Source organism: Salmonella sp. NW38 (genome assembly GCF_051807745.1).
In the GTDB taxonomy this organism is placed as follows: domain Bacteria; phylum Pseudomonadota; class Gammaproteobacteria; order Enterobacterales; family Enterobacteriaceae; genus Salmonella; species Salmonella enterica.
Genome location: NZ_JAMMTO010000003.1, coordinates 132,017 through 157,652, shown reverse-complemented (window position 1 = coordinate 157,652; position 25,636 = coordinate 132,017). Strand labels below are relative to the sequence as shown.

The 25,636-nt window shown below is 55.2% G+C and carries 22 protein-coding genes; 10 read left to right on the top strand and 12 right to left on the bottom strand.

Going from position 1 to position 25,636, the window contains the following annotated elements; genetic code table 11:
* Positions 1 to 11: 11 nt before the first annotated feature.
* From sucA to sdhC, 5 genes are all read right to left on the bottom strand, one after another.
* Entirely contained in the window at positions 12 to 2,813 is a 2,802-nt protein-coding gene (gene sucA, locus NA624_RS06990; RefSeq protein WP_001181496.1) for a 2-oxoglutarate dehydrogenase E1 component, read from the bottom strand.
* Between the two features lie 394 nt (positions 2,814 to 3,207).
* The gene (gene sdhB, locus NA624_RS06985) at positions 3,208 to 3,924 is read right to left on the bottom strand and encodes a succinate dehydrogenase iron-sulfur subunit SdhB (RefSeq protein WP_001537859.1); all 717 of its coding nucleotides are present in this window, start codon (positions 3,922 to 3,924) and stop codon (positions 3,208 to 3,210) included.
* Positions 3,925 to 3,940: 16 nt separating this feature from the next.
* The gene (gene sdhA / locus NA624_RS06980; RefSeq protein WP_000775561.1) at positions 3,941 to 5,707 is read right to left on the bottom strand and encodes a succinate dehydrogenase flavoprotein subunit; all 1,767 of its coding nucleotides are present in this window, start codon (positions 5,705 to 5,707) and stop codon (positions 3,941 to 3,943) included.
* Positions 5,707 to 6,054, bottom strand: coding sequence for a succinate dehydrogenase membrane anchor subunit (gene sdhD, locus NA624_RS06975; RefSeq protein ID WP_000254356.1), 348 nt, complete (start codon positions 6,052 to 6,054; stop codon positions 5,707 to 5,709). The genes sdhA and sdhD overlap by 1 nt, the downstream gene beginning before the upstream one ends.
* The gene (gene sdhC, locus NA624_RS06970) at positions 6,048 to 6,452 is read right to left on the bottom strand and encodes a succinate dehydrogenase cytochrome b556 subunit (RefSeq protein ID WP_000263340.1); all 405 of its coding nucleotides are present in this window, start codon (positions 6,450 to 6,452) and stop codon (positions 6,048 to 6,050) included. The genes sdhD and sdhC overlap by 7 nt, the downstream gene beginning before the upstream one ends.
* A 382-nt stretch (positions 6,453 to 6,834) precedes the next feature.
* On the opposite strand from sdhC, the gene NA624_RS06965 reads away from it, so the two are divergent.
* The 3 genes from NA624_RS06965 (at position 6,835) to NA624_RS06955 (ending at position 9,658) form a co-directional block, all read left to right on the top strand.
* Positions 6,835 to 6,966: a hypothetical protein gene (locus tag NA624_RS06965; protein WP_418142699.1), complete on the top strand. Its 132-nt coding sequence runs from the start codon at positions 6,835 to 6,837 to the stop codon at positions 6,964 to 6,966.
* Between the two features lie 225 nt (positions 6,967 to 7,191).
* Positions 7,192 to 8,475, top strand: a complete 1,284-nt coding sequence (locus NA624_RS06960) for a citrate synthase (RefSeq protein ID WP_000785811.1) — start codon at positions 7,192 to 7,194, stop codon at positions 8,473 to 8,475.
* Positions 8,476 to 8,611: 136 nt separating this feature from the next.
* Positions 8,612 to 9,658, top strand: coding sequence for an AbrB family transcriptional regulator (locus tag NA624_RS06955; protein ID WP_001122054.1), 1,047 nt, complete (start codon positions 8,612 to 8,614; stop codon positions 9,656 to 9,658).
* A gap of 54 nt (positions 9,659 to 9,712) precedes the next feature.
* On the opposite strand, the gene nei is transcribed toward NA624_RS06955, so the two are convergent.
* The 5 genes from nei to ybgI form a co-directional block, all read right to left on the bottom strand.
* Entirely contained in the window at positions 9,713 to 10,504 is a 792-nt protein-coding gene (gene nei, locus NA624_RS06950) for an endonuclease VIII (RefSeq protein WP_001113962.1), read from the bottom strand.
* A 121-nt stretch (positions 10,505 to 10,625) separates the two neighbouring features.
* A complete protein-coding gene (gene pxpA / locus NA624_RS06945) occupies positions 10,626 to 11,360 on the bottom strand; it encodes a 5-oxoprolinase subunit PxpA (RefSeq protein WP_001017911.1) in 735 nt (244 codons plus the stop codon).
* Complete coding sequence (pxpC, locus tag NA624_RS06940; RefSeq protein WP_000932044.1) at positions 11,350 to 12,282, bottom strand: 5-oxoprolinase subunit PxpC; 933 nt, start codon at positions 12,280 to 12,282, stop codon at positions 11,350 to 11,352. Before pxpC ends, pxpA begins: the two co-directional genes overlap by 11 nt.
* A complete protein-coding gene (pxpB, locus tag NA624_RS06935) occupies positions 12,276 to 12,932 on the bottom strand; it encodes a 5-oxoprolinase subunit PxpB (protein WP_001188371.1) in 657 nt (218 codons plus the stop codon). The genes pxpC and pxpB overlap by 7 nt, the downstream gene beginning before the upstream one ends.
* A 15-nt stretch (positions 12,933 to 12,947) precedes the next feature.
* Complete coding sequence (gene ybgI, locus NA624_RS06930; RefSeq protein WP_000798844.1) at positions 12,948 to 13,691, bottom strand: radiation resistance protein YbgI; 744 nt, start codon at positions 13,689 to 13,691, stop codon at positions 12,948 to 12,950.
* Positions 13,692 to 14,019: 328 nt separating this feature from the next.
* Between ybgI and NA624_RS06925 the strand changes: the two genes are divergently transcribed.
* Positions 14,020 to 15,501: an MFS transporter gene (locus NA624_RS06925; RefSeq protein ID WP_001041127.1), complete on the top strand. Its 1,482-nt coding sequence runs from the start codon at positions 14,020 to 14,022 to the stop codon at positions 15,499 to 15,501.
* Between the two features lie 38 nt (positions 15,502 to 15,539).
* On the opposite strand, the gene phrB is transcribed toward NA624_RS06925, so the two are convergent.
* On the bottom strand, positions 15,540 to 16,961 hold the full coding sequence (phrB, locus tag NA624_RS06920) for a deoxyribodipyrimidine photo-lyase (protein ID WP_001142032.1): 1,422 nt from the start codon (positions 16,959 to 16,961) through the stop codon (positions 15,540 to 15,542).
* Positions 16,962 to 17,071: 110 nt separating this feature from the next.
* Positions 17,072 to 17,278, bottom strand: coding sequence for a YbfA family protein (locus NA624_RS06915; RefSeq protein ID WP_000401437.1), 207 nt, complete (start codon positions 17,276 to 17,278; stop codon positions 17,072 to 17,074).
* A 336-nt stretch (positions 17,279 to 17,614) separates the two neighbouring features.
* Between NA624_RS06915 and kdpF the strand changes: the two genes are divergently transcribed.
* The 6 genes from kdpF to kdpE are packed head-to-tail and all read left to right on the top strand — an operon-like array spanning position 17,615 to position 25,400.
* Entirely contained in the window at positions 17,615 to 17,704 is a 90-nt protein-coding gene (kdpF, locus tag NA624_RS06910) for a K(+)-transporting ATPase subunit F (RefSeq protein WP_001670793.1), read from the top strand.
* Positions 17,704 to 19,383 carry a potassium-transporting ATPase subunit KdpA gene (kdpA, locus tag NA624_RS06905; protein ID WP_000730068.1) on the top strand — a complete coding sequence of 560 codons (1,680 nt, stop codon included), beginning with the start codon at positions 17,704 to 17,706 and terminating at the stop codon, positions 19,381 to 19,383. The genes kdpF and kdpA overlap by 1 nt, the downstream gene beginning before the upstream one ends.
* Before the next feature lie 20 nt (positions 19,384 to 19,403).
* Positions 19,404 to 21,452, top strand: coding sequence for a potassium-transporting ATPase subunit KdpB (gene kdpB / locus NA624_RS06900; protein WP_000088034.1), 2,049 nt, complete (start codon positions 19,404 to 19,406; stop codon positions 21,450 to 21,452).
* Between the two features lie 8 nt (positions 21,453 to 21,460).
* A complete protein-coding gene (kdpC, locus tag NA624_RS06895) occupies positions 21,461 to 22,045 on the top strand; it encodes a potassium-transporting ATPase subunit KdpC (RefSeq protein ID WP_000579804.1) in 585 nt (194 codons plus the stop codon).
* Complete coding sequence (kdpD, locus tag NA624_RS06890) at positions 22,042 to 24,726, top strand: two-component system sensor histidine kinase KdpD (protein WP_000997479.1); 2,685 nt, start codon at positions 22,042 to 22,044, stop codon at positions 24,724 to 24,726. The genes kdpC and kdpD overlap by 4 nt, the downstream gene beginning before the upstream one ends.
* A complete protein-coding gene (kdpE, locus tag NA624_RS06885) occupies positions 24,723 to 25,400 on the top strand; it encodes a two-component system response regulator KdpE (protein WP_000186053.1) in 678 nt (225 codons plus the stop codon). The genes kdpD and kdpE overlap by 4 nt, the downstream gene beginning before the upstream one ends.
* Positions 25,401 to 25,636 lie beyond the last annotated feature (236 nt).

Here is a 25,636-nt window from a genome sequence, read left to right as displayed (position 1 = left end):
TTATCCTTTATTTAATCGACGTTCAGCGCGTCATTAACCAGATCTTGTTGCTGTTTCTGGTGAACGGACATATACCCTACCGCCGGAGAGGCGGAGGCCGGGCGACCTGCATAACGCAGAGCGGCCCCAAACGGAATCACTTCACGGAAATGATGCTGACTGCAGTACCATGCGCCCTGGTTGAGCGGCTCTTCCTGGCACCAGACAAAATCATGGACGTGAGCGTATGGTTGCAGCGCTTCCTGCACCGCTTTATGCGGGAACGGATAGAGCTGTTCGATGCGCACGATAGCGACATCTTTCTGTGAGTTTTTACGCCGTTGTTCCAGCAGGTCGTAATAAACCTTACCAGAACACATTACCACGCGTTTTACGGCTTTAGGGTCCAGCTCGTCAATTTCGCCAATGGCCGGCAGGAAGGAACCGTTCGCCAGTTCATCAAGCGTGGAAACCGCCAGCGGGTGACGCAGCAGCGATTTCGGCGACATCACCACCAACGGACGACGCATCCCGCGCAGCGCCTGACGGCGCAGCATATGGTAGACCTGCGCCGGGGTCGACGGCACGCAAACCTGCATATTCTGCTCGGCGCAAAGTTGCAGATAACGTTCCAGACGCGCGGAGGAGTGCTCCGGGCCCTGCCCTTCATAGCCGTGCGGCAACAGCATCACCAGACCGCACATCCGGCCCCATTTCTGCTCGCCGGAGGAGATGAACTGGTCAATCACTACCTGCGCGCCGTTGGCAAAATCGCCAAACTGCGCTTCCCAGATAGTCAGGGTACGTGGTTCCGCCGTGGCATAACCGTATTCAAAAGCCAGTACCGCTTCTTCAGACAGCACGGAGTCCCAGACTTTAAACTGTCCCTGACCGCTGTGAATATGCTGCAACGGCGTATACGTTGAGCCGTTCGTCTGGTTGTGGATCACCGCATGACGATGGAAGAAGGTGCCGCGACCGGAGTCTTCCCCGGACAGGCGCACCGGAATGCCTTCATCGACCAGCGTGGCGTAAGCCAGATTTTCCGCGCCGCCCCAGTCAAACAATTTCTCGCCTGCCGCCATTGCCTGACGGTCGCCATAAATTTTCGCCACGCGAGACTGCATTTCAATGGCTTCCGGCACGGTGCTGATACGTTTTGCCAGCTCCTGCAGGCGCTTCATTTCTACCTTGTTCGGGTATGCTTCATCCCATTCGTGGTTTAGATACGGCGACCAGGTGAACGAGTGCATATTCATCGGACGCCACTCTTTCACCACGCATTCGCCTGCATCCAGCGCATCGCGATAGAGGTTGACCATTTCGGTGGCATCTTCCAGCGTTGCGACCTTATCAGCTTCCAGTTTGTCGGCGTAGATTTTACGCGGCGTCGGATGCTTTTTGATTTTCTGGTACATCAGCGGCTGGGTTGCGCTTGGCTCGTCGGCTTCGTTGTGGCCGTGACGGCGGTAGCACACCAGATCGATGAACACATCGCGTTTAAAGGTATTACGGAAGTCCAGCGCCAGACGGGTCACAAAAGCGACGGCTTCCGGATCGTCCGCATTGACGTGGAAAATCGGCGCCTGGACCATTTTACCGATATCGGTGCAGTAAGGCGTTGAACGCGCATCCAGTGGGTTAGAGGTGGTGAAACCCACCTGGTTGTTGATAACGATACGTACCGTACCGCCCACTTCGTAACCGCGCGCTTTCGACATGTTCAGGGTTTCCTGAACCACGCCCTGGCCGGTCACCGCGGCGTCGCCGTGAATAGTGATCGGCAACACTTTGTTGCTGCTCGGTTCGTCCAGTCTGTCCAGACGGGCGCGCACGGAGCCCATCACCACCGGGCTCACAATTTCCAGATGCGATGGATTAAACGCCAGCGCCAGGTGAACCAGACCGCCTTCGGTTTCGATATCTGACGAGAAGCCCATGTGATACTTCACGTCGCCGGTACCCAGATGTTCTTTATGCTTACCGGCAAATTCGTCGAACAGATCCTGCGGTTTTTTACCCAGTACGTTGATCAGCACGTTCAGGCGACCGCGGTGCGCCATCCCCAGCACCACTTCGCGAGTGCCGCTGTTACCCGCATGGCGAACCATCTCTTTCAGCATGGGTATCAGCGCATCTCCCCCCTCGAGCGAGAAACGTTTCGCACCCGGGAATTTGGCACCCAGATAACGTTCCAGCCCTTCAGCGGCGGTCAGCTCGTTCAGGAAGCGTTTTTTCTCGTCAGCGCTAAAGGCCGCGCGACCGGATTCGATGCGCTGTTGGATCCAGCGTTTCTCTTCGGTGCTGGTGATGTGCATATACTCAGCGCCAATCGGGCCGCAGTAGGTCTGTTTGAGCGCGTCGAGCAGCTCGCCCAGCTTCATCGTCTCTTTGCCGCTGGCAAAGGAGCCGACATTGAAGGTTTCCTGGAAATCGGCCTCGGTCAAATCATGGAAAGAAGGATCCAGATCCGCCACGCGTTCTTGTTTCCACAGTCCCAGCGGATCGAGGTTTGCATGCTGATGGCCACGGAAACGATAAGCGTTGATAAGCTGCAGGACTTTAACCTGCTTCACATTGGTGTCAGGGTCGGAAATCGTAGAAGAGTGACGTGAGCCAGCCAACGCCTGCCGCCGGAAATATTCACGTGTTTTTGAATGGAGTTGATCCGGTTTGACTCCGGTACCAGGTAACTGCTGGAACGTCAAACGCCAGTTAGCGTCTACCGAGTCAGGATCGGTTAAGAAGTCTTCATAGAGCTGTTCTATCCAGCTCTGATTCGAACCAGAGAGGTAAGAAGAGTCCAACCAGGCTTTCAAAGCGCTGTTCTGCATCGTGATCCCTTAAGCATCTTTTCTGCTTATTTAATACTCTAAATAGGTCACGTTTCAGGAAGGCGGCAAGCTTGCGAATCCCTGGGAGCTTACATCCAGTAAGTGACCGGGGTGAGCAAGTGCAGCCAACGCACATGCAACGTGATCTATGACGAGTATTTCGCCGTGGATACTAACCACGCATACGCTGTATGCGTGCCGGGGTTCACTTGTTGCGGACTGTCGTGTCATCTGCGTCCGCTAAGGAACCTTTAAAAACTGTCTGACAACGGGGCAGTTTTTAGAGATTTCCTGCATTTTGTTGCCTGATGGCGCTGCGCTTATCAGGCCTACGGGATTGCGCCTGTAGGCCGGATAAGACGGTACGTCGCCATCCGGCAACCACTACAACTACTTACGCACTACGCTGCAACAGCATCGACTTAATATGGCCGATAGCGCGCGTCGGGTTCAGTCCCTTAGGACATACACTGACGCAGTTCATAATGCTGTGACAGCGGAATACGCTGAATGCATCGCTCATCCCTTCCAGACGACTGTCGGTCTCGGTATCACGACTATCGATCAGGAATCGATACGCCGCGAGCAGCCCCGCCGGACCGATAAACTTATCCGGGTTCCACCAGAATGACGGGCAGGATGTTGAGCAACAGGCGCAAAGAATACATTCATACAGCCCATCGAGTTTTTCACGCTGCTCCGGCATCTGCAGATGCTCACGAGCCGGTGGATTTTGCCCATTATTCAATAAGTAAGGCTTAATCTTCTCATATTGTGCGTAGAATTGCCCCATGTCTACCACCAAATCGCGGATCACCGGCAAACCGGGTAGCGGGCGAATCACAATCTTCTTACCCGGCTGAGTCAGCGCCGAAATAGGGGTAATACAGGCCAGACCATTCTTACCGTTCATATTCAAACCATCAGAACCACACACGCCTTCGCGGCAGGAACGGCGGAAAGAAAGGCTTGGATCTTTTTCTTTAAGCTGGATTAACGCATCCAGCAGCATCATGTCACGCCCTTCTTCGCCTTCCAGGGTGTAGTCCTGCATACGCGGAGCGTTATCGACATCCGGGTTATAACGATAAATCGAAAATTCGAGTTTCATCATCCTGTCTCCGCAATTAATAAGTACGAATCTTCGGCGGGAACGCCGGACGCAGTTTCGGTTCCATATTGACGCTTCGGCGCGTCATGGATTCCGTTTGCGGTTGATACAGGGTATGACACAACCAGTTGGCATCATCACGCTCCGGGAAATCGAAGCGGCTATGCGCGCCGCGGCTTTCCGTCCGGAAGTTGGCTGATACGGCAGTGGCGTAGGCGGTTTCCATCAGGTTATCCAGCTCCAGACACTCAACACGCTGGGTATTAAACTCGCTGGACGTGTCATCCAGACGGGCGTTTTTCAGACGCTCGCGGATCACTTTCAACTGCTCAAGCCCTTTCGCCATCGCGTCGCCTTCACGGAATACGGAGAAGTTATGCTGCATACACTCCTGCAACGCTTTGCGGATAGCCACCGGATCTTCGCCATTGCGGTTATTGTTCCAGCGATTCAGGCGCTCCAGAGAACCTTCAACGTCAGACTCGCTGGCGTCGCGCAGCACGCCCTGCTCGGCGATGGATTCCTGTAAATGCAGCCCCGCCGCACGGCCAAAGACCACCAGATCCAGCAGTGAGTTACCGCCCAGACGGTTGGCGCCGTGAACCGATACACAGGCGATTTCGCCTACCGCAAACAGCCCCGGAATCACCACATCTTCGCCCTGCTCGTTCACGGTCAGCGCCTGACCGGTCACTTTAGTCGGAATACCGCCCATCATGTAGTGGCAGGTCGGGATAACCGGAATCGGCTCTTTCACCGGGTCAACGTGGGCGAATGTGCGGGACAGCTCCAGGATACCCGGCAGGCGAGATTCCAGCACCTCTTTACCCAAGTGATCCAGTTTCAGTTTAGCGTGCGGCCCCCACGGACCATCACAGCCGCGACCTTCACGGATTTCGATCATGATGGAACGCGCCACCACGTCACGACCCGCCAGGTCTTTGGCGTTCGGCGCATAACGCTCCATAAAGCGCTCGCCGTGTTTGTTCAGCAGGTAACCGCCTTCGCCGCGGCAGCCTTCTGTCACCAGCACGCCCGCCCCGGCGATACCGGTCGGGTGGAACTGCCACATTTCCATGTCCTGCACCGGGACACCGGCACGCAGCGCCATACCGACACCGTCACCGGTATTGATATGAGCGTTGGTGGTGGACTGGTAGATACGGCCTGCGCCGCCGGTCGCCAGCACCGTCGCGCGGGCTTTGAAGTACACCACTTCACCGGTTTCGATGCACAGTGCGGTACACCCCACCACCGCGCCATCCTGGTTTTTCACCAGATCCAGCGCATACCATTCGGAGAAAATCGTGGTGTGGTTTTTCAAATTCTGTTGATACAGCGTATGTAGCAAGGCGTGACCGGTACGGTCAGCCGCTGCCGCGGTACGTGCCGCCTGCTCGCCGCCAAAGTTTTTCGACTGGCCGCCGAACGGGCGCTGATAGATACGTCCATCATCAAGACGGGAGAACGGTAGCCCCATGTGCTCCAGTTCCAGAATCGCTTCCGGTCCGGTCTTACACATATATTCGATGGCATCCTGGTCACCAATGTAGTCCGACCCCTTAACGGTGTCGTACATGTGCCATTCCCAGTTATCTTCATGGGTATTGCCGAGCGCCACGGTGATACCGCCCTGCGCGGAAACGGTATGGGAACGGGTCGGGAAGACTTTCGAGAGCAGCGCACAGGTTTGGCCGCTTTGGGAAATTTGCAGCGCCGCGCGCATACCTGCGCCACCGGCACCAATCACAACAGCATCAAATTCTCTGACTGGCAGTTTCATTACACACCCCACACCACAACAAATCCATAGATGACGTAAACCACCAGCGCAACAACAATAACGAGTTGCAGTATCAGACGCACTGCTAGTGGTTTAACGTAGTCGGTTAACACCTGCCACATGCCGATCCAGGCATGAATCAAGATGGAAAAAAGCGCCAGCAGGGTGAAGACTTTGGTGAAGGCCGATGAGAAGAAACCGGTCCAGGCTTCAAAGGTCAGTTCGCCGCTCGTGGCGAAAAAACCCACCATGTAGATGATGTATAACGTCAGAACGATAGCGGTAGCACGGACCAGGATGAAGTCATGTACGCCATTGCGTCCTAATGCGGAGGCGTTGCTTACCATACGAGGACTCCTGCGAGAAGTGAAAGCACGACAGTGATAACAAAAGAGATTTTGGCAGAGCGTTGACCCGCTTCGAATGTTTCTTCCAGATAGCCAAAATCCATTAACATGTGACGAATTCCCACGATGACGTGATACGCCAGCGCGGTAAGGATGCCCCACATGATAAATTTAACGATGAAGCCGTCCATAATGTCGGCGGCCTGCTGGAATCCTTCCGGAGAAGAGAGGCTGGTGCCCAGTAGCCACAGTAGTATGCCGACGGCGATGAAAGTAATCACACCGGATACGCGATGGAGAATGGACGCTATCGCTGTGATGGGGAACCGAATCGTTTGTAGATCCAGATTGACAGGTCTTTGTTTTTTCACATTTCTTATCATGAATAACGCCCACATGCTGTTCTTATTATTCCCTTAAGACTTCGGTTACAGAGGTGAATCTACCTGTAGCCAGAAAGACGACGGGATTTCCTTCCTCCGGTCTGCGTGCGGGTCAGACAGCGTCCTTTCTATAACTGCGCGTCATGTAAAACACTGCTTCCAGTAGCTAAAACGACACGTTACAACGCTGGGTGGCTCGGGATTGCAGGGTATTCCGGAGACCTGGCGGCAGTATAGGACGTTCACAAAATCATTACAATTAACCTACATATAGTTTGTCAGGTTTTATCCTGAACAGTGACACAGGTCACGATAACAACATTTTTTTAATTTTCAATCATCTGATTTGACAAACATTAAACAAAATTGTTACAAACAACACCAGAAAAAGCATATAATGCGTAAAAGTTATGGGGTCACTCTTTCACCTGTTAATAAGTTATGCAACAGTACAATGATATTGACCCATTCTTTCAGGACAGTTATTAGTGATAGACAGGTTACATTACTCGGATTGCTACGTTCCTGATTTGCTGCTAATTCGAAATTAATCAATCCGTTACCTGCAAGCGCCCATTGCTCTGTACCCAGGTCATCCCCTCTTTCACAGAGCGGCGAGCCAAATAACAAACTGGTAACGGTTGATTGATGCATACACAGAATCTTCCCTGCGCTAACGACAGGGAAGGTGACGTGGAGAAGGCAAGTCTGAGTTCCGGCAGTCTTAAGCAATAAGGCGCTAAGGAGACCGTAAATGGCTGATACAAAGGCAAAAATCACCCTTACTGGTGACACTGCTATTGAACTGGATGTGCTAAAAGGTACACTCGGTCAAGATGTTATTGATATTCGTAGTCTCGGTTCAAAAGGAGTTTTTACTTTTGACCCTGGTTTCACCTCTACCGCATCCTGCGAATCTAAAATCACCTTCATCGACGGCGACGAAGGCATTTTGTTGCATCGCGGTTTCCCGATTGACCAGCTTGCTACCGATTCCAACTATCTGGAAGTCTGTTACATCCTGCTGTACGGCGAAAAACCGACGCAGGAAGAGTATGACGAGTTCAGAACGACAGTCACCCGCCATACGATGATCCATGAGCAAATCACTCGCCTGTTCCATGCTTTCCGTCGCGACTCACATCCGATGGCGGTAATGTGCGGGATCACTGGCGCGCTGGCGGCGTTCTACCACGACTCGCTGGATGTGAACAATCCGCGCCACCGTGAAATCGCGGCGTTCCGCCTGCTGTCCAAAATGCCGACCATGGCGGCGATGTGTTACAAATATTCCATCGGTCAGCCGTTTGTTTATCCGCGCAACGACCTTTCCTACGCCGGTAACTTCCTGAACATGATGTTCTCCACGCCGTGTGAAACCTATGAAGTGAATCCGGTACTGGAGCGCGCGATGGATCGTATTCTGATCCTGCACGCTGACCATGAGCAGAACGCCTCTACGTCAACGGTACGTACCGCAGGTTCAAGCGGCGCCAACCCGTTCGCCTGCATTGCCGCCGGGATCGCCTCCCTGTGGGGACCCGCGCACGGCGGCGCAAACGAAGCCGCGCTGAAAATGCTGGAAGAAATCAGCTCTGTTAAACACATTCCGGAATTTGTTCGTCGTGCGAAAGACAAGAATGATTCTTTCCGCCTGATGGGCTTCGGTCACCGTGTTTACAAAAACTACGATCCGCGCGCCACCGTGATGCGTGAAACCTGCCACGAAGTGCTGAAAGAGCTGGGCACCAAAGATGATCTGCTGGAAGTGGCGATGGAGCTTGAGCACATTGCGCTGAACGACCCGTACTTCATCGAGAAGAAACTGTACCCGAACGTAGACTTCTACTCCGGCATCATTCTGAAAGCGATGGGCATTCCGTCCTCCATGTTCACCGTGATCTTCGCCATGGCGCGTACCGTTGGCTGGATTGCACACTGGAATGAAATGCACACTGATGGCATGAAAATCGCCCGTCCTCGTCAGCTGTATACCGGCTACGATAAACGCGACTTTAAATCGGCGCTGAAGCGTTAATTGACAACCGGATGGCGACGCAACCCTCGCCATCCGTTACATTTTCCCTTTTTTCTTATCCTCATTATTTTATTCTTACCCCGTTACTCTCTATGATTAATTAAGGTTTCGCTAAATATCATTCAGGGAGCATGGAATGCCGATTCTGCAGTGGTTTTTGTTGTTCCTGTTATCGCTGCTCATTTCCCTTATTTTTCTCTATCTGCACCTTCCGGCGGCGATGCTGCTCGGTCCAATGATTGCGGGTATCGTGTTGAGTTTGCGAGGTAGTACGCTACAACTTCCGCGCGGTATTTTTCTCGCCGCACAGGCGATTCTCGGCTGTATGATCGCCCAAAATCTAACCGGTTCGATATTGACCACCCTCGCCCTCTACTGGCCGGTCGTGCTTTTAGTGTTGCTGGTGACGCTGCTTTCCAGCGCGATAGTCGGCTGGCTGCTGGTACGCTACAGCTCGCTGCCCGGCAACACCGGCGCATGGGGGTCATCGCCGGGCGGCGCAGCGGCAATGGTAGCGATGGCGCAAGATTACGGGGCGGATATCCGCCTGGTGGCGTTTATGCAGTATCTACGGGTACTGTTTGTGGCTGGCGCGGCGGTGCTGGTGACACGCCTGATACTCGGCGACAGCGCGGCAGCGGTCAGCCAACAGGTGATCTGGTTTCCGCCGCTTAGCGGTAATTTATTGACGACGCTGCTATTAGCGATCGTGGCGGGCATTGCCGGTCGCCTGATGCGTATCCCTTCCGGCACGATGCTGCTCCCCATGTTGGCAGGCGCGCTTCTCCATTCGCAAGGCATCATTGAGATTGAATTACCCGAATGGCTGCTGGCCGTGGCGTATATGGCGATAGGCTGGCGTATTGGGCTGGGTTTTGACAGACAGGTGTTTTTTATGGCGCTGCGGCCATTGCCGCAAATCTTATTGTCAATTTTCGCGCTGATGGCGATTTGCGCCGCGATGGCGTGGGGAATGGCTTACTACATGCAGATTGATTTTATGACGGCTTATCTCGCCACCAGTCCCGGGGGTCTGGATACGGTTGCCGCGATCGCGGCAGGAAGCAGTGCCGATATGGCGCTCATCATGGCAATGCAAACCCTACGGCTGTTCAGCATTCTGTTAACTGGGCCAGCAGTGGCCCGTTTTATATCAACCTATGCGCCCAGACAACCTTTGTAGGACTGATAAGCGTCGCGCCATCAGGCAATAGCCGCTCGCCGATGGCGGTTCCGGCTATTTCTGGCAATGCGGGCACCAGTAAAACGGGCGTGAGGACAGTGTTGTCTTTTCAATAATGCCGCCACACCGCTCGCACGCTTCGCCGTCACGGTGGAAAACCTTAAAGCGAAACAGTGCGCCATGATGCTTGTTTTCATCCGCCTGACCGCGAGTCGTGTAGGACAGGCGCGGAATATCCAACAGCGCGTGAGAAAGCGCATTCAGTTGCGCCTCGTTGAGATCTTTCGCTTTATGCTGTCCGGTTAACCCTACCTGCCAGAGGATTTCAACGCGCAGATAATTCCCCAATCCCGCCAGAAAGGCCTGATCCAGCAACAGTCCGGAAAATTGTCGGTTGCGAAAACGCGGCGACAGCAATCGAGCTTTAACCTCTTCCGGAGTGAGACGCGCGTCCAGCACATCCGGACCGACTCGCTGTAAAAAGGGGTGCGTCGTGAGCTGCTCTGCTGTCAGCATTTCGATATCAGACGCGCTATAAAGCAGTATAGTTTTATCCGCCGTTTGTAGCCTGACGCGCAATATACGCGTGGTCTGCGGTATTTCACCAGTGTCGATCACCCGCCATACGCCATAGAGTTGGTTGTGGCTGTAGAGCGTCAGGCCATTTGAAAAGTGGGTCAATAACGCTTTTCCCCGCGTCTCTATCCGGGTAACAATTTGACCGGTAAGCTGCGATTCATACGGTTTTAACTGTGCAAAGGCAAACCAGACATCGGTTAAGGGTTTGCCTTTGATTGCCGCCTCCAGATTATCCGCCGCACGACGAATTTCCGGGCCTTCAGGCATGATAATATCCTTTGTTAACAGTTGATTAATGGACTACACCGCCTCTGACTATCTGGAATGCACATCGAACGCCATAATGAACATCCACAGCCGTAATATAATAGCTTCAATCGTCCGGCTCTCAGGCAATAACGTGTATATTACGCGCATTGAACGCGGCGCGTAGCCTGCGTGCGAATGCAAGCGCATACTCGCCGTCGCCATGAATGCACACCGTTTGCGCCGTGACAGTCGTCCACACACCAGTAACGCTTTTCACTCTCCCGGCTTGCACCATATCCAGCGTTTGCGCCAGCGCCTGCTCTTCGTCGTGAATCAGCGCGCCAGGTTGCGTGCGCGGCACCAGGCTACCGTCGGCCTGATAGCCGCGATCGGCAAACACCTCCTGCCGCGTCACCAGGCGATGGCGTTCACCGGCCCGGATCAGCTCGCTTCCCGCCAGTCCAACCAGTATCAGTGACGGATCATAGTCGTGTACCGCTTTCGCAATCGCCTGTGCCAGATGAGGATCTTTCGCCGCCTGGTTATAGAGCATACCGTGCGGTTTGACATGGCGCATCACGCCGCCTTGCGCCTGGACAATCGCCCCCAGCGCGCCGATTTGGTACAGCGTCTGGGCGTATACCGTTTCCGGCGGCAAAACCATCGCCGTCCGCCCAAAATTATCCCGATCCGGAAAGCTGGGATGCGCGCCGATCGCCACGCCGTTTTTCAGCGCCTCGCGCACACAGGTCAGCATGGTTTGCGCATCACCGGCGTGAAAACCACAGGCGATATTGGCGGAGGAGACCAGCGTTAATAATTCGCTGTCGCTGGCGCAACCTTCGCCCAAATCCGCATTTAAATCAATGTTCATGCTGAAGTCGCCAGGTAAGCTGTTCCAGATAGCGCTGACGCTCGCGGCGCGCGTTGAGCGCCTCTTCCAGCGAACATTGCACAAAATGGATCGGTTGCCCTAGCGGGATCTGCGCCAGATGGTACATATCTGCCTCGATGATGCAGGCAATGCGCGGATAGCCGCCAGTTGTCTGGGCATCATTCATTAACACAATAGGTTGGCCGTTGTAAGGCACCTGCACGACACCGGGCAGCAAACCGTGCGACAGCAGTTCGCGATCCGTTGTCCGCGTTAACGATTGCCCCTGCAAACGATAGCCCATGCGATTACTTTGCGGACTGAGCTGCCATGGCGAACGCCAGAACGCTTCTTGCGAGGCGCGATCGAATTCACGGTATTCCGGCCCCGGCAGCGCACGGATGCGATTCCCCCACAGTAACTGCTTCACGCCCTGCGGCCCGCTAAACTGTCGCGATGGTTTACCCGTCGCCAGCCGATCGCCATCTTTTAGCAGCCGTCCTTCCAGCCCACCGATACCGGACTTCAGATCGGTACTACACGATCCCATCACCTCCGGCACAGCAATACCGCCCGCTACCGCCAGATAGCTACGCATCCCGTGAAGCGGTCGATGCAACGTGAGGCGCTGACCCGCTTTTACCGGCAATCGCCAGCCTGTCCAGACCGGTTGATCATCCAACTGCGCCTCGCAGCCTGCGCCGGTAAGAGCGAACCAGGTCTCATTTTCAAATTCGACAACCAGTTGACCGAGAGTGATTTCCAGCGCCGGGGCATTCGCATCGTTCCCGACCAGGAGATTAGCGGTCTGAAAGGCGGGTTTATCCAGCGCACCGCAGTGACTCAGCCCCGACTGACGAAAGCCGTGACGTCCGCTATCCTGCACGGAGGTGTAAATCCCCGCGCGAATAATATTCAGCATATTCCCTCCTTTTGCGGCACAAAGCGTACGCTATCGCCAGGGCGTAGCAGAACCGGAGGCTCCCGCATCGGATCGAATAACTTCAACGGCGTGAGGCCGATCAGCTGCCAGCCGCCCGGCGTGGATAATGGATAAATCCCCGTCTGCGCGCCGCCGATGCCGACAGAACCGGCCGGAACCTGCAGGCGCGGCTCTGCGCGTCTGGGCATATGGAGCGGTTCTGGTAAATTCCCAAGATAGGGAAAGCCGGGCTGAAAGCCTAAAAACCAGACGACATACTCAACGGAGGCATGTAGCTCCACGACCTGCTTTTCACTCAAACCGCTGTGCCGTGCCACCGCCGCCAGATCCGGCCCGCCTGCGCCGCCATAGATCACCGGGATCTCAACCGAACGCGAGTCCGGTTCCAGCGCCTCGCTCTCTTCCCACCAGCGCTGCAGACGCTCAATCGCATCCAGCGCCAGAGTTTGCGGTTCCCGCAAGATCACGGTGATATTGTTCATCCCGGGAATGGCTTCCACCACGTTCGGCATATCGACCAGACGCTGCGTCAGACGCCAGATGCGTTTCTGGCTCGCCAGCGTAATCGGCGGTTCAAGTTCCAGGACGACCGCTGTTTCGCCTAACAGATAACAACGCGCTCGCTGCACTTTATTACCTCTCAGTTATGCCGGGTTAGGGATATCAATAAACGTCACATCCAACGCCGTGTTTTCGTTCAACCATTCGCTCAGGGCGCGAATACCGCCGCGTTCAGTGGCATGGTGCCCGGCGGCATAAAAATGCAGCCCCTGTTCGCGCGCGGAATGAATGGTCTGTTCAGACACCTCGCCGGTAATAAAAGCATCCACGCCGAAGCGGGCGGCGCTATCAATAAAACTTTGCCCGCCGCCGGTACACCAGGCGACACGCTGAACATTCTCTGGCCCGGTATCGCCGCACCATAGCGGTTTACGCCCCAGACGCGCTTCAATCCATGAGGCCAGTTCCAGCCCCGGCACCGGCATTGAGAGCTCTCCCCACGGCACCAGCGGCTCAATTTCTCCTTTCACGGTAATGCCCAATAGCGCCGCCAACTGCGCATTGTTGCCCAGCTCAGGGTGCGCATCCAGCGGCAGATGCCAACCGTAAAGGTTAATATCATTTGCCAGTAACGTTTTTAAGCGACGGCGTTTCATACCGCGAATAACCGGAGACTCGCCTTTCCAGAAGTAACCATGATGAACAATGACCGCATCGGCCTGCAAACGCACCGCCTCATCGAGCAGCGCCTGACTTGCGGTCACGCCGGTAACGATTTTCTGTACCGTCTCTTTTCCTTCGACCTGTAAACCATTCGGCGCATAATCGCTTATTGCCGCACTGTTCAGCTTGTCGTTAATCAGTTGTTCCAGCTCGGTGTTTTTCATCATCGCTCCCTTTAACCCACGTTCTACTTTCCCGTTACGGGTTCAGTCTCCGTTAACATAGCCTCCCGTTAGCCGTTCGTCGATAAACATTTGTTTGACACATCAAGAAACAATCACCCCCGGGTTTGGCGCAAATTACTTAGCAAAACACGATCGGTTTCATGTATATTTATGCAATCAGAACGCATATTGCAGAAAAAATCAGTTCTGTATCATGTTGGTAACTTTAAGGAAACACGGCGATACGGCAGGCTTAATAAGCCCACAAAGAAAGGCATTATCTGAGAATGCCGCTTTCTTGCCGCAGCGCCTCTATCCCGGAAATACGATGAATAAACAAGCATCTCAACCCCGCGCTATTTACTACGTTGTCGCCCTGCAAATTTGGGAGTACTTCAGCTTTTATGGTATGCGCGCCCTACTGATTCTTTATCTCACCAATCAGCTAAAATACGACGATAACCACGCCTATGAGTTATTCAGCGCTTATTGTTCGCTGGTCTACGTAACGCCGATTCTTGGCGGCTATCTGGCGGATAAGGTGCTTGGCAACCGAATGGCAGTCATGCTGGGCGCATTTTTAATGGCGATCGGTCATTTAGTGCTGGGCGCCAGTGAGATCGCGCCGACATTCCTTTATCTGTCGCTGGCGATCATTGTCTGCGGCTACGGCCTGTTTAAATCGAATATTAGCTGCCTGCTGGGCGAACTGTACCAGCCTGAAGATCCGCGCCGCGACGGCGGGTTCTCGCTGCTTTACGCAGCGGGTAATATTGGTTCGATCGTGGCGCCTATCGCCTGCGGCTATGTGCAAGAGGAGTACAGTTGGGCGATGGGCTTTGCGCTCGCCGCCATTGGTATGCTGGCGGGGTTAGTGATCTTCCTGTGTGGAAATCGTCATTTCACCCACACCACCGGCGTTAATAAAGCCGTGTTGTGCGCCAGAAACTACCTGCTGCCGAACTGGGGCTGGCTGTTAATTCTGCTGGTAGCGGCGCCGTTGCTGATTACCGTTCTGTTCTGGAAAGAATGGTCTGTCTATGCCTTAATCGTGGCGACCGCGATCGGCCTGGTCGTGCTGGCAAAAATTTATCGCCAGGCGCAAACGGCCAAACAGCGCAAAGAACTGGGGATGATTGTCACCCTGACCCTGTTCAGTATGCTGTTCTGGGCGTTTGCCCAGCAGGGCGGCAGCTCTATCAGCCTGTATATCGACCGCTTTGTGAACCGCGATATTCTGGGCTATTCCGTTCCTACCGCCATGTTCCAGTCGGTGAACGCCTTTGCCGTGATGCTGTGTGGGGTCGTCCTGGCCTGGCTGGTTAAAGAGAGCGTAAGCGGTAATCGCACCGTGCGTATCTGGGGCAAATTCGCGCTGGGTCTCGGTCTGATGAGCGCCGGATTCTGTATTCTGACCCTGAGCGCACGCTGGTCCGCCGCTTACGGGCACTCTTCAATGCCGCTAATGGTGCTGGGACTGGCGGTGATGGGCTTTGCCGAGCTGTTTATCGACCCGGTCGCCATGTCGCAAATTACGCGCATTGACATCCCCGGCGTCACCGGCGTATTAACCGGAATTTATATGCTGCTGTCCGGCGCGATAGCTAACTATCTGGCAGGCGTCATCGCTGACCAGACTTCGCAAAGCGCCTTCGACGCCAGCGGCGCGGTTAATTACGCCATCAACGCCTATGTGGATGTTTTTGAACAGATCACCTGGGGCGCGTTAGCCTGCGTAGGGGTTGTCCTGCTGATTTGGCTGTATCAGTCCTTCAAATTCAAAAGCCGCGCGCTGGCCGTCGAATCCTGATAGCAGAAGGCCCGGTAGTTTGCGCTACCGGGCCTGTATCACGCCCCTTTTCTCGCCGCCTCATAGGCGGAAAGCGTCGCGATTCTCGCCTGTTTGTGCTCCACAATAGGCCGAGGATAATCAAGCACGACTCCCGCTTTTTCCGCCCACCGCCACGGCTCGTGAATCGCTTTTCCAGGGATATCGCGTAATGCCGGTAGCCACTGGCGGATAAATTCGCCGTCGCGATCGAACCTCTCTCCCTGAGTCGTGGGATTAAAAATACGAAAATAAGGCGCGGCATCAGTACCGGTTGAAGCGGCCCACTGCCAGCCGCCATTATTGGCGGCAAGATCGCCGTCAATAAGCTGCGACATGAAATAGCGCTCCCCTAACCGCCAGTCAATTAGCAGATCTTTTACCAGAAAGCTGGCGGTAATCATGCGTAAACGGTTATGCATCCAGCCCGTCGCGTTAAGCTGGCGCATCGCCGCATCGACAATGGGATAACCGGTTTCGCCTTTCTGCCATGCCTGAAAATCGTGTGAGTTCTCCTGCCACGCGACGCGTTTTGTCCAGCGGATAAACGGCTGGTGTTTGCATAATGCCGGATACCAGATCATTAAATGACGGTAAAATTCCCGCCAGATGAGTTCATTCAACCAGACGCTTCCCGGCCCGCCGTCCAGCGCCTGCGGCTGCTCCGCCAGTAATCGGTGCAGGCACTGTCGCGGCGACAGGCCACCCGTCGCCAGGCTGGCGGAAAGCCGACTGGTGCCGTCGACCGCAGGGAAATCCCGCCGTGACTCATACTCGTCTGCGCCCTGCGCGCAAAACTGACGTAGCTGCGCGATGACCGCGTTTTCTTCCACCGGGAAAAGCGCGGCGTCAAACGCCTGTTGCGGGTAGTTAAGCGAGACTGGCGTTAAGGGTGTAGAAAGCGCGCCGCTCACCCGGATCTTCGGGGCCGGAACGCATGGCGGAATATCCTCTTTTAGCCGTTTCAACCAGGCGTTTTTAAACGGCGTAAAAACTTTATACATTTCATGATTGCCGGTCATCACCGCGCCGGGCGCCAGAATCACGCTATCGTCAAAGCCTTCGCAGATGACAGATGGCAGCGTTTTTTCCACCGCCGCATCACGCTGACGCTCGTTAAACTCATACTGATAGTTATAAAACAGATGGCTGACGTCATGCTGTCGGCAAACGTTTTTGACCGTTTCAATACTGGCGCTAAAATCCGCCACTTCATGAAACAGCAGCGGAATCCCTTTCTCTGCAAGGGCCGTCTGTAGCGCATTGAGCTGCGCGCTGATGAATGCCGCCTGCCGCGGCGCCATATCATGGGCCTGCCACTGCGCGGGGGTGGAAATATAAAGCGCCAGCACCCGCGCGGATGCATCGCGGCAGGCGGCGGCCAGCGCAAGGTTATCCTGTAAACGCAGATCGCGCCTGAACCAGACTAAATGGGTGGGCATACAACTCCTGAAAGATGAAACGTCATGGCGAATAGCGTTAAACAGTGTAGACCCTGGCGCATAAAAAAACCGCCAGCGTGGCGGCTGACGGTTTTTCAGGCTGGTCGCGATTAATAAAAGTCGCAGGTGGCTTTTTCAGCCTGCGCCATCCATACCGGTTTATCACTGGTTTTCGACCAGACACGGTGCAGATAACTATAAAAACGCGCGCGGTCTTTCCAGAAGAGCATCACCGGCAGCGCCAGCACGCCTGCGATCACCGCGAAAGCACGACGGACAAAAATGACATGCGCCGGATAGTCTTTATAGTGTTCCATACGTTTCCCCCCTTTATACCGACGCTACCCGCCCCGGTATAGATTGAATCGGTGAATAGCACCGAAAAATTGAACCTCGTTACCTGATTAAAATAGTACCGCTTTCGGTGTAATTTTACTACTCATCCGACCACTTATTTTCACGCTTTTCCAGCAGATTTACATTCAAAGCGTAAATTAGTTACAAAAAGGTTAAATTAATACTAATCATTAGTTAAATAATGGTCTTTGCCATTTTTATACTTTTTTTACACTCCGCCCGCCAATTTTTGCGAAATCTTTGCAGCCAAAAAATTACCTTTCTCAGGAGTAAAACAATGCCACTGGAGGTGCTCTGTGAGTGCAGGCGTGATAACCGGCATCGTGCTGGTTTTCTTACTTTTAGGTTATCTGGTCTATGCCCTGATTAATGCGGAGGCGTTCTGATGGCCGCGCAAGGATTTTTACTGATCGCCAGTTTTTTACTGATTTTATTGGTACTGGCGAAACCGTTGGGTTCGGGCCTGGCAAGGCTCATCGCCGCCGTTCCGTTGCCGGGCGTGGCTGGCATTGAGCGTATCCTCTGGCGAACTCTTGGCATTACCGACCACGAAATGAACTGGCGTCAGTATTTACTGGCGCTACTGACGCTCAATCTGCTGGGACTGGGCATCCTGTTTTGCCTGCTGTTCTGGCAGGAGTGGCTGCCCTTAAATCCGCAGCGGCTACCGGGTCTGTCCTGGGATCTGGCGCTGAATACCGCCGTCAGCTTTGTCACCAATACCAACTGGCAAGCCTACAGCGGCGAAAGCACGCTGAGCTACTTTAGCCAGATGGCGGGGCTGACGGTGCAAAATTTCCTGTCGGCGGCGACCGGGATTGCGGTGGTTTTTGCACTTATCCGCGCCTTTACGCGCCAGAATGTGCACACGCTGGGTAATGCCTGGCAAGATCTGGTACGCATTACGCTATGGATATTATTTCCTGTCGCGTTAATTATCGCGCTGTTTTTTATCCAACAAGGCGTACCGCAAAACCTGTCGGCTTATCAGCCCATCACCACTCTTGAAGGCGCTAAACAACTCTTGCCGATGGGTCCGGTTGCTTCGCAGGAGGCGATCAAAATGCTTGGCACCAACGGCGGCGGTTTCTTTAACGCCAACTCTTCGCATCCGTTCGAAAACCCCACCGCGCTCACTAATCTGGCGCAGATGCTGGCGATATTTTTGATTCCAGCCGCGCTCTGTTTCGCCTTTGGCGAAGCGGCGGGCGATCGCCGTCAGGGACGCGCGCTACTGTGGGCAATGTCATTCATTTTTGTGGTCTGCGTAGCGGTAGTGATGTGGGCGGAAGTTCAGGGAAATCCACATCTGTTGGCGGCAGGCGCGGACAGTAGCGTCAACATGGAGGGTAAAGAAACACGCTTTGGCGTGCTGGCCAGCAGCCTGTTTGCCGTCGTCACGACCGCGGCGTCCTGCGGGGCGGTAAATGCCATGCACGACTCGTTTACCGCTCTGGGCGGTATGGTGCCGATGTGGCTGATGCAAATTGGCGAAGTGGTCTTTGGCGGCGTCGGTTCAGGCCTGTATGGCATGTTGCTGTTTGTCCTGCTGGCGGTGTTTATCGCGGGGCTGATGATCGGTCGCACACCGGAATATCTGGGGAAAAAAATCGACGTGCGCGAAATGAAAATGACCGCGCTGGCGATTCTGGTCACGCCGATGCTGGTCTTGTTGGGTTCGGCGCTGGCGATGATGACGGATGCCGGACGCAGCGCAATGCTAAACCCTGGCCCGCACGGTTTTAGCGAAGTGCTATATGCCGTCTCCTCTGCCGCCAACAACAACGGTAGCGCCTTTGCGGGTCTGAGCGCTAACTCGCCTTTCTGGAACTGTTTGCTAGCGTTCTGCATGTTCGTCGGACGTTTCGGCGTGATTATTCCTGTCATGGCCATCGCCGGATCGCTGGTCAGTAAAAAAGTACAGCCGGCCAGTCAGGGAACGCTGGCGACCCACGGCGCGCTATTTATTGGACTGCTCATCGGCACGGTACTGCTGGTCGGCGCGCTGACGTTTATTCCTGCCCTGGCACTTGGCCCGGTAGCGGAACATTTCTCTTTACCTTGAGCGATGTGGAGTACATTGATATGAGTCGCAAGCAACTGGCGCTGTTTGAACCTGTTTTACTCGTACAGGCGCTAACGGATGCCGTAAAAAAATTAAGCCCACGCGCCCAATGGCGTAACCCGGTGATGTTTGTGGTCTGGGCCGGCAGCGTGCTAACCACTCTGTTAACGCTCGCTATGGTAACAGGACAAATAGCGGGAAGCGCCTTGTTTACAGGGGTGATCAGTCTGTGGTTATGGTTCACCGTACTGTTCGCCAATTTTGCCGAAGCGCTGGCGGAAGGCCGCAGCAAAGCCCAGGCAAACAGTCTGAAAGGGGTGAAAAAGACCGCGTTCGCTCGCCGCCTGCGCGCCCCGCGCCATGATGCGCAGGCCGATAACGTGCCCGCCGCTGAACTGCGGAAAGGCGACATTGTCCTGGTCAAAGCGGGCGATATTATTCCCTGCGATGGCGAGGTCATCGAAGGCGGCGCCTCGGTGGATGAAAGTGCGATTACCGGCGAATCCGCGCCCGTGATCCGCGAGTCCGGCGGCGATTTCGCCTCTGTCACCGGCGGCACGCGAATTCTTTCCGACTGGCTGGTGATTGCCTGTAGCGTCAATCCTGGCGAAACCTTTCTTGACCGGATGATCGCGATGGTGGAAGGCGCGCAGCGGCGGAAAACACCTAACGAGATTGCCCTGACGATTTTGCTCATTGCCCTGACCATTGTCTTTTTACTGGCGACCGCCACTCTGTGGCCCTTCTCCGCCTGGGGCGGTAACGCGGTCAGCGTCACCGTGTTGGTGGCGTTGCTGGTGTGCCTGATCCCCACTACCATCGGCGGGCTACTCTCCGCCATTGGCGTAGCCGGAATGAGCCGAATGTTGGGCGCGAACGTCATCGCCACCAGCGGCCGCGCCGTAGAAGCCGCGGGCGATGTCGACGTGTTACTGCTGGATAAAACCGGCACTATCACGCTCGGCAATCGCCAGGCGTCCGATTTTATTCCCGCCCGAGGGGTGGACGAACGCACGCTGGCTGACGCCGCGCAGCTCGCTTCGCTGGCCGACGAAACGCCGGAAGGCCGCAGCATTGTGATCCTCGCCAAACAGCGCTTTAACCTGCGTGAACGCGATGTGCAGTCGCTTCATGCCACCTTTGTTCCGTTTACCGCGCAAAGCCGCATGAGCGGGATTAATATCGATAACCGGATGATCCGTAAAGGCTCGGTGGACGCGATTCGGCGTCATGTCGAGAGCAATGGCGGCCATTTTCCCGCCGATGTCGAGCAAAACGTCGAGAACGTGGCGCGTCTGGGCGCGACGCCGCTGGTGGTCGTGGAAGGCGCGCGCGTACTGGGTGTTATCGCCCTCAAGGATATCGTTAAAGGCGGCATTAAAGAACGTTTCGCCCAGCTACGAAAGATGGGCATTAAAACGGTGATGATCACTGGCGATAACCGCCTGACGGCGGCAGCAATTGCCGCCGAAGCCGGTGTGGACGATTTTCTTGCCGAAGCCACGCCGGAAGCCAAGCTGGCGCTGATCCGTCAATATCAGGCGGAAGGACGGCTGGTCGCCATGACCGGCGACGGCACTAACGATGCCCCGGCGCTGGCGCAGGCTGACGTCGCGGTGGCGATGAACTCCGGCACCCAGGCGGCAAAAGAAGCCGGTAATATGGTGGATCTGGACTCTAACCCGACCAAATTGATTGAAGTGGTGCATATCGGTAAGCAGATGCTGATGACGCGCGGCTCGCTCACCACCTTCAGTATCGCGAATGATGTAGCGAAATATTTCGCCATTATTCCCGCCGCGTTTGCCGCTACCTATCCGCAGCTAAACGCGCTCAACGTGATGGGGCTGCATTCGCCGAACTCCGCCATTCTGAGCGCGGTGATCTTTAACGCCCTGATTATTATTTTTCTGATCCCGCTGGCATTAAAAGGCGTGAGTTATAAGCCGCTTTCCGCATCGGCCATGCTGCGCCGTAATTTATGGATCTATGGTCTGGGTGGTCTGGTGGTGCCGTTTATTGGCATCAAAGTGATTGATGTGCTGCTGACCCTGCTGGGTCTGGCGTGAGGTGTATGATGATCGGTTTACGTCCTGCTTTTTCGACAATGTTATTTCTGCTGTTATTGACCGGTGGCGTGTATCCGCTTCTGACCACGGCGTTGGGGCAGTGGTGGTTTCCCTGGCAGGCTAATGGCTCGCTGATTCATAAAGACAATGTGATACGCGGCTCAGCGCTTATCGGACAATCGTTTACCGCCGCGGGTTATTTTCATGGCCGGCCCTCCGCCACCGCCGATACGCCTTATAATCCACTGGCGTCGGGCGGAAGCAACCTGGCCGCCAGCAATCCCGAACTGGATGCGCAAATACAGGCCCGTGTCGCCGCGCTACGCGCCGCTAACCCCCAGGCGAGTTCCGCGGTTCCGGTTGAGCTGGCGACGGCGTCGGCAAGCGGGCTGGATAATAATCTGACACCCGGCGCCGCGGCATGGCAAATCCCCCGCGTGGCGGCGGCTCGCCAGCTTCCCGTTGAACAGGTCGCGCAACTGGTTGCAGAATATACGCACAGGCCGCTGGCGCGCTTTCTTGGGCAACCGGTGGTGAATATTGTTGAGCTTAATCTGGCGCTGGATGCGCTACAGGGACACAGAGCGAAATGAACGACGAACCCTTGCGTCCTGATCCGGATCGCTTGTTGGAACAAACGCCCCCGCCCCACCGGGGGAAGTTGAAAATTTTCTTCGGCGCCTGCGCAGGCGTCGGAAAAACCTGGGCGATGCTGGCGCAAGCGCAGCGGCTGCGAGCGCAGGGGCTGGATGTGGTGATCGGCGTGGTAGAGACGCACGGTCGTAAAGAGACCGCCGCGCTACTTGACGGGCTGACCATTCTGCCGCCAAAACGTCACTCGCACCGGGGGCGGCAAATTCGCGAATTTGACCTGGATGCCGCCCTCGCCCGGCGTCCGGCGCTGATTTTAATGGATGAGCTGGCGCACAGTAACGCGCCTGGCTCACGCCATCCTAAGCGCTGGCAGGATATTGAAGAGCTGCTGGAAGCGGGAATCGACGTTTTCACCACCGTGAACGTACAACATCTGGAAAGTCTGAATGATGTGGTGAGCGGCGTCACGGGGATTCAGGTGCGCGAAACCGTCCCCGATCCCTTTTTTGATGCCGCTGATGAAGTCGTACTGGTCGATCTGCCGCCCGACGATCTGCGCCAACGGCTCAACGAAGGTAAAGTGTATATCGCCGGCCAGGCGGAACGCGCTATTGAACATTTTTTCCGCAAGGGCAATCTGATCGCCCTCCGCGAGCTGGCGCTACGCCGGACAGCCGATCGCGTGGACGATCAGATGCGCGCCTGGCGCGCGCATCCGGGCGAAGAAAAAGTATGGCATACCCGCGATGCGATTTTACTGTGTATCGGGCATAACACCGGCAGCGAAAAACTGGTGCGTACCGCGGCGCGTCTGGCCTCCCGGCTCGGCAGCGTCTGGCACGCCGTCTATGTCGAAACGCCAACGTTACACCGCTTACCGGAAAAACAACGGCGGGCTATTTTAAGCGCGCTGCGCCTGGCGCAGGAGCTTGGCGCGGAAACCGCCACCCTGTCCGATCCCGCCGAAGAGAAAGCGGTCGTGCGCTATGCCCGCGAACATAATCTGGGGAAAATCGTCATGGGCCGCCCGGCGTCGCGACGCTGGTGGCGACGTGACGCTTTCGCCGACCGTCTTGCCAGGCGCGCGCCGGATCTCGATCAGGTGATCGTCGCGCTGGAAGAACCGCCTGCCCTCGCGTTGGCGCAAACGCCTGATAACCGACCTTTTAAAGAGAAATGGCGTGGGCAGATTCAGGGCTGTCTGGTCGCCGTGGCGCTTTGCGCCATCACCACGCTTATCGCTATGCAGTGGCTTGTCACCTTCGACGCCGCCAATCTGGTGATGCTCTATTTGCTGGGCGTAGTGGTGATTGCGCTGCTTTACGGACGCTGGCCGTCGGTGGTGGCGACGGTGATTAACGTGGCGAGTTTCGATCTCTTTTTTATCGCGCCACGCGGTACGCTCGCCGTTTCGGACGTGCAGTATTTGCTGACCTTTGCCGTGATGCTGACGGTTGGTCTGGTGATTGGCAATCTTACTGCCGGGGTGCGCTATCAGGCGCGCGTCGCCCGTTATCGGGAACAGCGTACCCGCCATTTATATGAAATGTCTAAAGCGCTGGCCGTCGGGCGTAGCGAACATGATATCGCCGCGACCAGCGAGCGGTTTATCGCCTCGACGTTTCAGGCGCGCAGCCAAATTTTATTACCTGATGCTAACGGTAAGTTGCGGCCTCTCACCCACCAGCAAGGCATGACGCCGTGGGACGACGCAATTGCGCGCTGGAGTTTTGATAAAGGCCAGCCTGCCGGCGCAGGCACCGATACCCTCCCAGGCGTGCCTTATCAAATCCTGCCGCTGAAAAGCGCCGATAAAACATACGGTCTGGCTATCGTCGAACCGGGTAATTTGCGTCAGTTAATGGTGCCGGAGCAGCAACGCCTGCTGGAAACATTTACTCTGCTTGTCGCCAACGCGCTGGAACGACTGACGCTAACCGCCAGCGAAGAACAGGCGCGTCTCGCCAGCGAGCGCGAAAGTATTCGCAACGCTCTGCTGGCGGCGCTGTCGCATGATTTACGCACGCCGCTGACGGTATTGTTCGGCCAGGCGGAAATTTTGACGCTGGATTTAGCCAGCGCAGGATCGCCCCACGCGCGTCAGGCCAGTGAAATCCGCCAGCATATTCTCAACACCACCCGGCTAGTGAATAATTTGCTGGATATGGCGCGTATTCAGTCCGGCGGGTTTAATCTTAAAAAAGAGTGGCTGACGCTGGAAGAGGTCGTCGGGAGCGCGTTACAGATGTTAGAGCCGGGTTTATTGCATCCGATTACATTGTCGCTGCCGCAACAGTTAACGCTTATCCATGTCGATGGCCCCTTATTTGAGCGTGTCCTGATCAACTTGCTGGAAAACGCCGTTAAGTACGCCGGGCCGCAGGCCAGTATCGGCATTGATGCTGCGGTTAAGGACGATCGTTTACAACTGGATGTCTGGGATAACGGGCCGGGTATTCCTGCGGGGCAAGAACAGAAGATTTTCGATAAGTTCGCCCGCGGCAACAAAGAGTCCTCCGTCCCCGGCGTGGGGCTGGGGCTGGCGATTTGCCATGCTATCGTAGAGGTACACGGCGGCACGCTTACCGCCTATAATCGACCGCAGGGCGGCGCCTGTTTCCGTGTGACGCTGCCGCAAGGAAAGCCACCTGAACTTGATGATTTTCATGAGGATATGTGACAAACGTTCTGATTGTTGAAGATGAACAGGCCATCCGCCGCTTTCTGCGCGCCGCGCTGGAAGGCGACGGCCTGCGCGTGTATGAAGCTGAAACATTACAACGTGGTTTACTGGAAGCCGCCACGCGAAAGCCCGATCTGATTATTCTCGATCTCGGCCTGCCGGACGGCGACGGAATCGATTTTATTCGCGACCTGCGTCAGTGGAGCGCAATACCGGTGATTGTCCTTTCCGCCCGCAGCGAAGAAAGCGATAAGATTGCCGCGCTTGACGCCGGAGCTGATGATTACCTGAGCAAGCCATTCGGCATTGGCGAGTTGCAGGCGCGTTTGCGTGTCGCGCTGCGACGGCACGCCGCCAGCCCTTGCGCCGATCCGATCGTCCGCTTTTCCGGCGTGACGGTCGATCTCGCCGCACGGTTGATCCACCGTGGCGACGAAGAAATCCATCTGACGCCGATTGAGTTCCGCCTGCTGGCGGTATTACTCAATAATGCCGGCAAGGTATTAACCCAACGGCAGTTATTAAACCAGGTCTGGGGCCCTAACGCCGTGGAGCATAGCCACTATTTGCGCATCTATATGGGACATTTACGCCAGAAACTGGAACAAGATCCCACCCGCCCACGCCATTTTATTACCGAAACCGGAATTGGCTATCGCTTTATGCCGTGAATAGCCATTCATTATTTTTAAATAACTTCTAATTTTTATGTCATTTATTTTCGGCGTCGCGAATAATTATTTTCGCGGCGATATTATATTTTATGAAGGATATAAAAAACATATAATTAACATTTAAGAAACAATCCGTTATTTCACAGCACGATATGCATAATCGCCGACTAATTATTTTTCAAATGATCGTTTTTTGTTGATCTGGTTCACAGATCGCTGGCGCTCCCTGGATA

Bases quoted from the DNA above. Each gene is read 5' to 3' on its own strand.
- kdpD (WP_000997479.1), top strand. From the start codon at position 22,042: ATGAACGACGAACCCTTGCGTCCTGATCCGGATCGCTTGTTGGAACAA.
- kdpA (WP_000730068.1), top strand. From the start codon at position 17,704: ATGGCCGCGCAAGGATTTTTACTGATCGCCAGTTTTTTACTGATTTTA.
- kdpC (WP_000579804.1), top strand. From the start codon at position 21,461: ATGATCGGTTTACGTCCTGCTTTTTCGACAATGTTATTTCTGCTGTTA.
- pxpA (WP_001017911.1), bottom strand. From the start codon at position 11,360: ATGAACATTGATTTAAATGCGGATTTGGGCGAAGGTTGCGCCAGCGAC.
- sdhD (WP_000254356.1), bottom strand. From the start codon at position 6,054: ATGGTAAGCAACGCCTCCGCATTAGGACGCAATGGCGTACATGACTTC.
- sdhA (WP_000775561.1), bottom strand. From the start codon at position 5,707: ATGAAACTGCCAGTCAGAGAATTTGATGCTGTTGTGATTGGTGCCGGT.
- sucA (WP_001181496.1), bottom strand. From the start codon at position 2,813: ATGCAGAACAGCGCTTTGAAAGCCTGGTTGGACTCTTCTTACCTCTCT.
- kdpB (WP_000088034.1), top strand. From the start codon at position 19,404: ATGAGTCGCAAGCAACTGGCGCTGTTTGAACCTGTTTTACTCGTACAG.
- ybgI (WP_000798844.1), bottom strand. From the start codon at position 13,691: ATGAAAAACACCGAGCTGGAACAACTGATTAACGACAAGCTGAACAGT.
- NA624_RS06915 (WP_000401437.1), bottom strand. From the start codon at position 17,278: ATGGAACACTATAAAGACTATCCGGCGCATGTCATTTTTGTCCGTCGT.
- nei (WP_001113962.1), bottom strand. From the start codon at position 10,504: ATGCCTGAAGGCCCGGAAATTCGTCGTGCGGCGGATAATCTGGAGGCG.
- NA624_RS06965 (WP_418142699.1), top strand. From the start codon at position 6,835: ATGCGTAAAAGTTATGGGGTCACTCTTTCACCTGTTAATAAGTTATGC.
- phrB (WP_001142032.1), bottom strand. From the start codon at position 16,961: ATGCCCACCCATTTAGTCTGGTTCAGGCGCGATCTGCGTTTACAGGAT.
- sdhB (WP_001537859.1), bottom strand. From the start codon at position 3,924: ATGAAACTCGAATTTTCGATTTATCGTTATAACCCGGATGTCGATAAC.
- NA624_RS06955 (WP_001122054.1), top strand. From the start codon at position 8,612: ATGCCGATTCTGCAGTGGTTTTTGTTGTTCCTGTTATCGCTGCTCATT.
- NA624_RS06960 (WP_000785811.1), top strand. From the start codon at position 7,192: ATGGCTGATACAAAGGCAAAAATCACCCTTACTGGTGACACTGCTATT.
- sdhC (WP_000263340.1), bottom strand. From the start codon at position 6,452: ATGTGGGCGTTATTCATGATAAGAAATGTGAAAAAACAAAGACCTGTC.
- pxpC (WP_000932044.1), bottom strand. From the start codon at position 12,282: ATGCTGAATATTATTCGCGCGGGGATTTACACCTCCGTGCAGGATAGC.
- NA624_RS06925 (WP_001041127.1), top strand. From the start codon at position 14,020: ATGAATAAACAAGCATCTCAACCCCGCGCTATTTACTACGTTGTCGCC.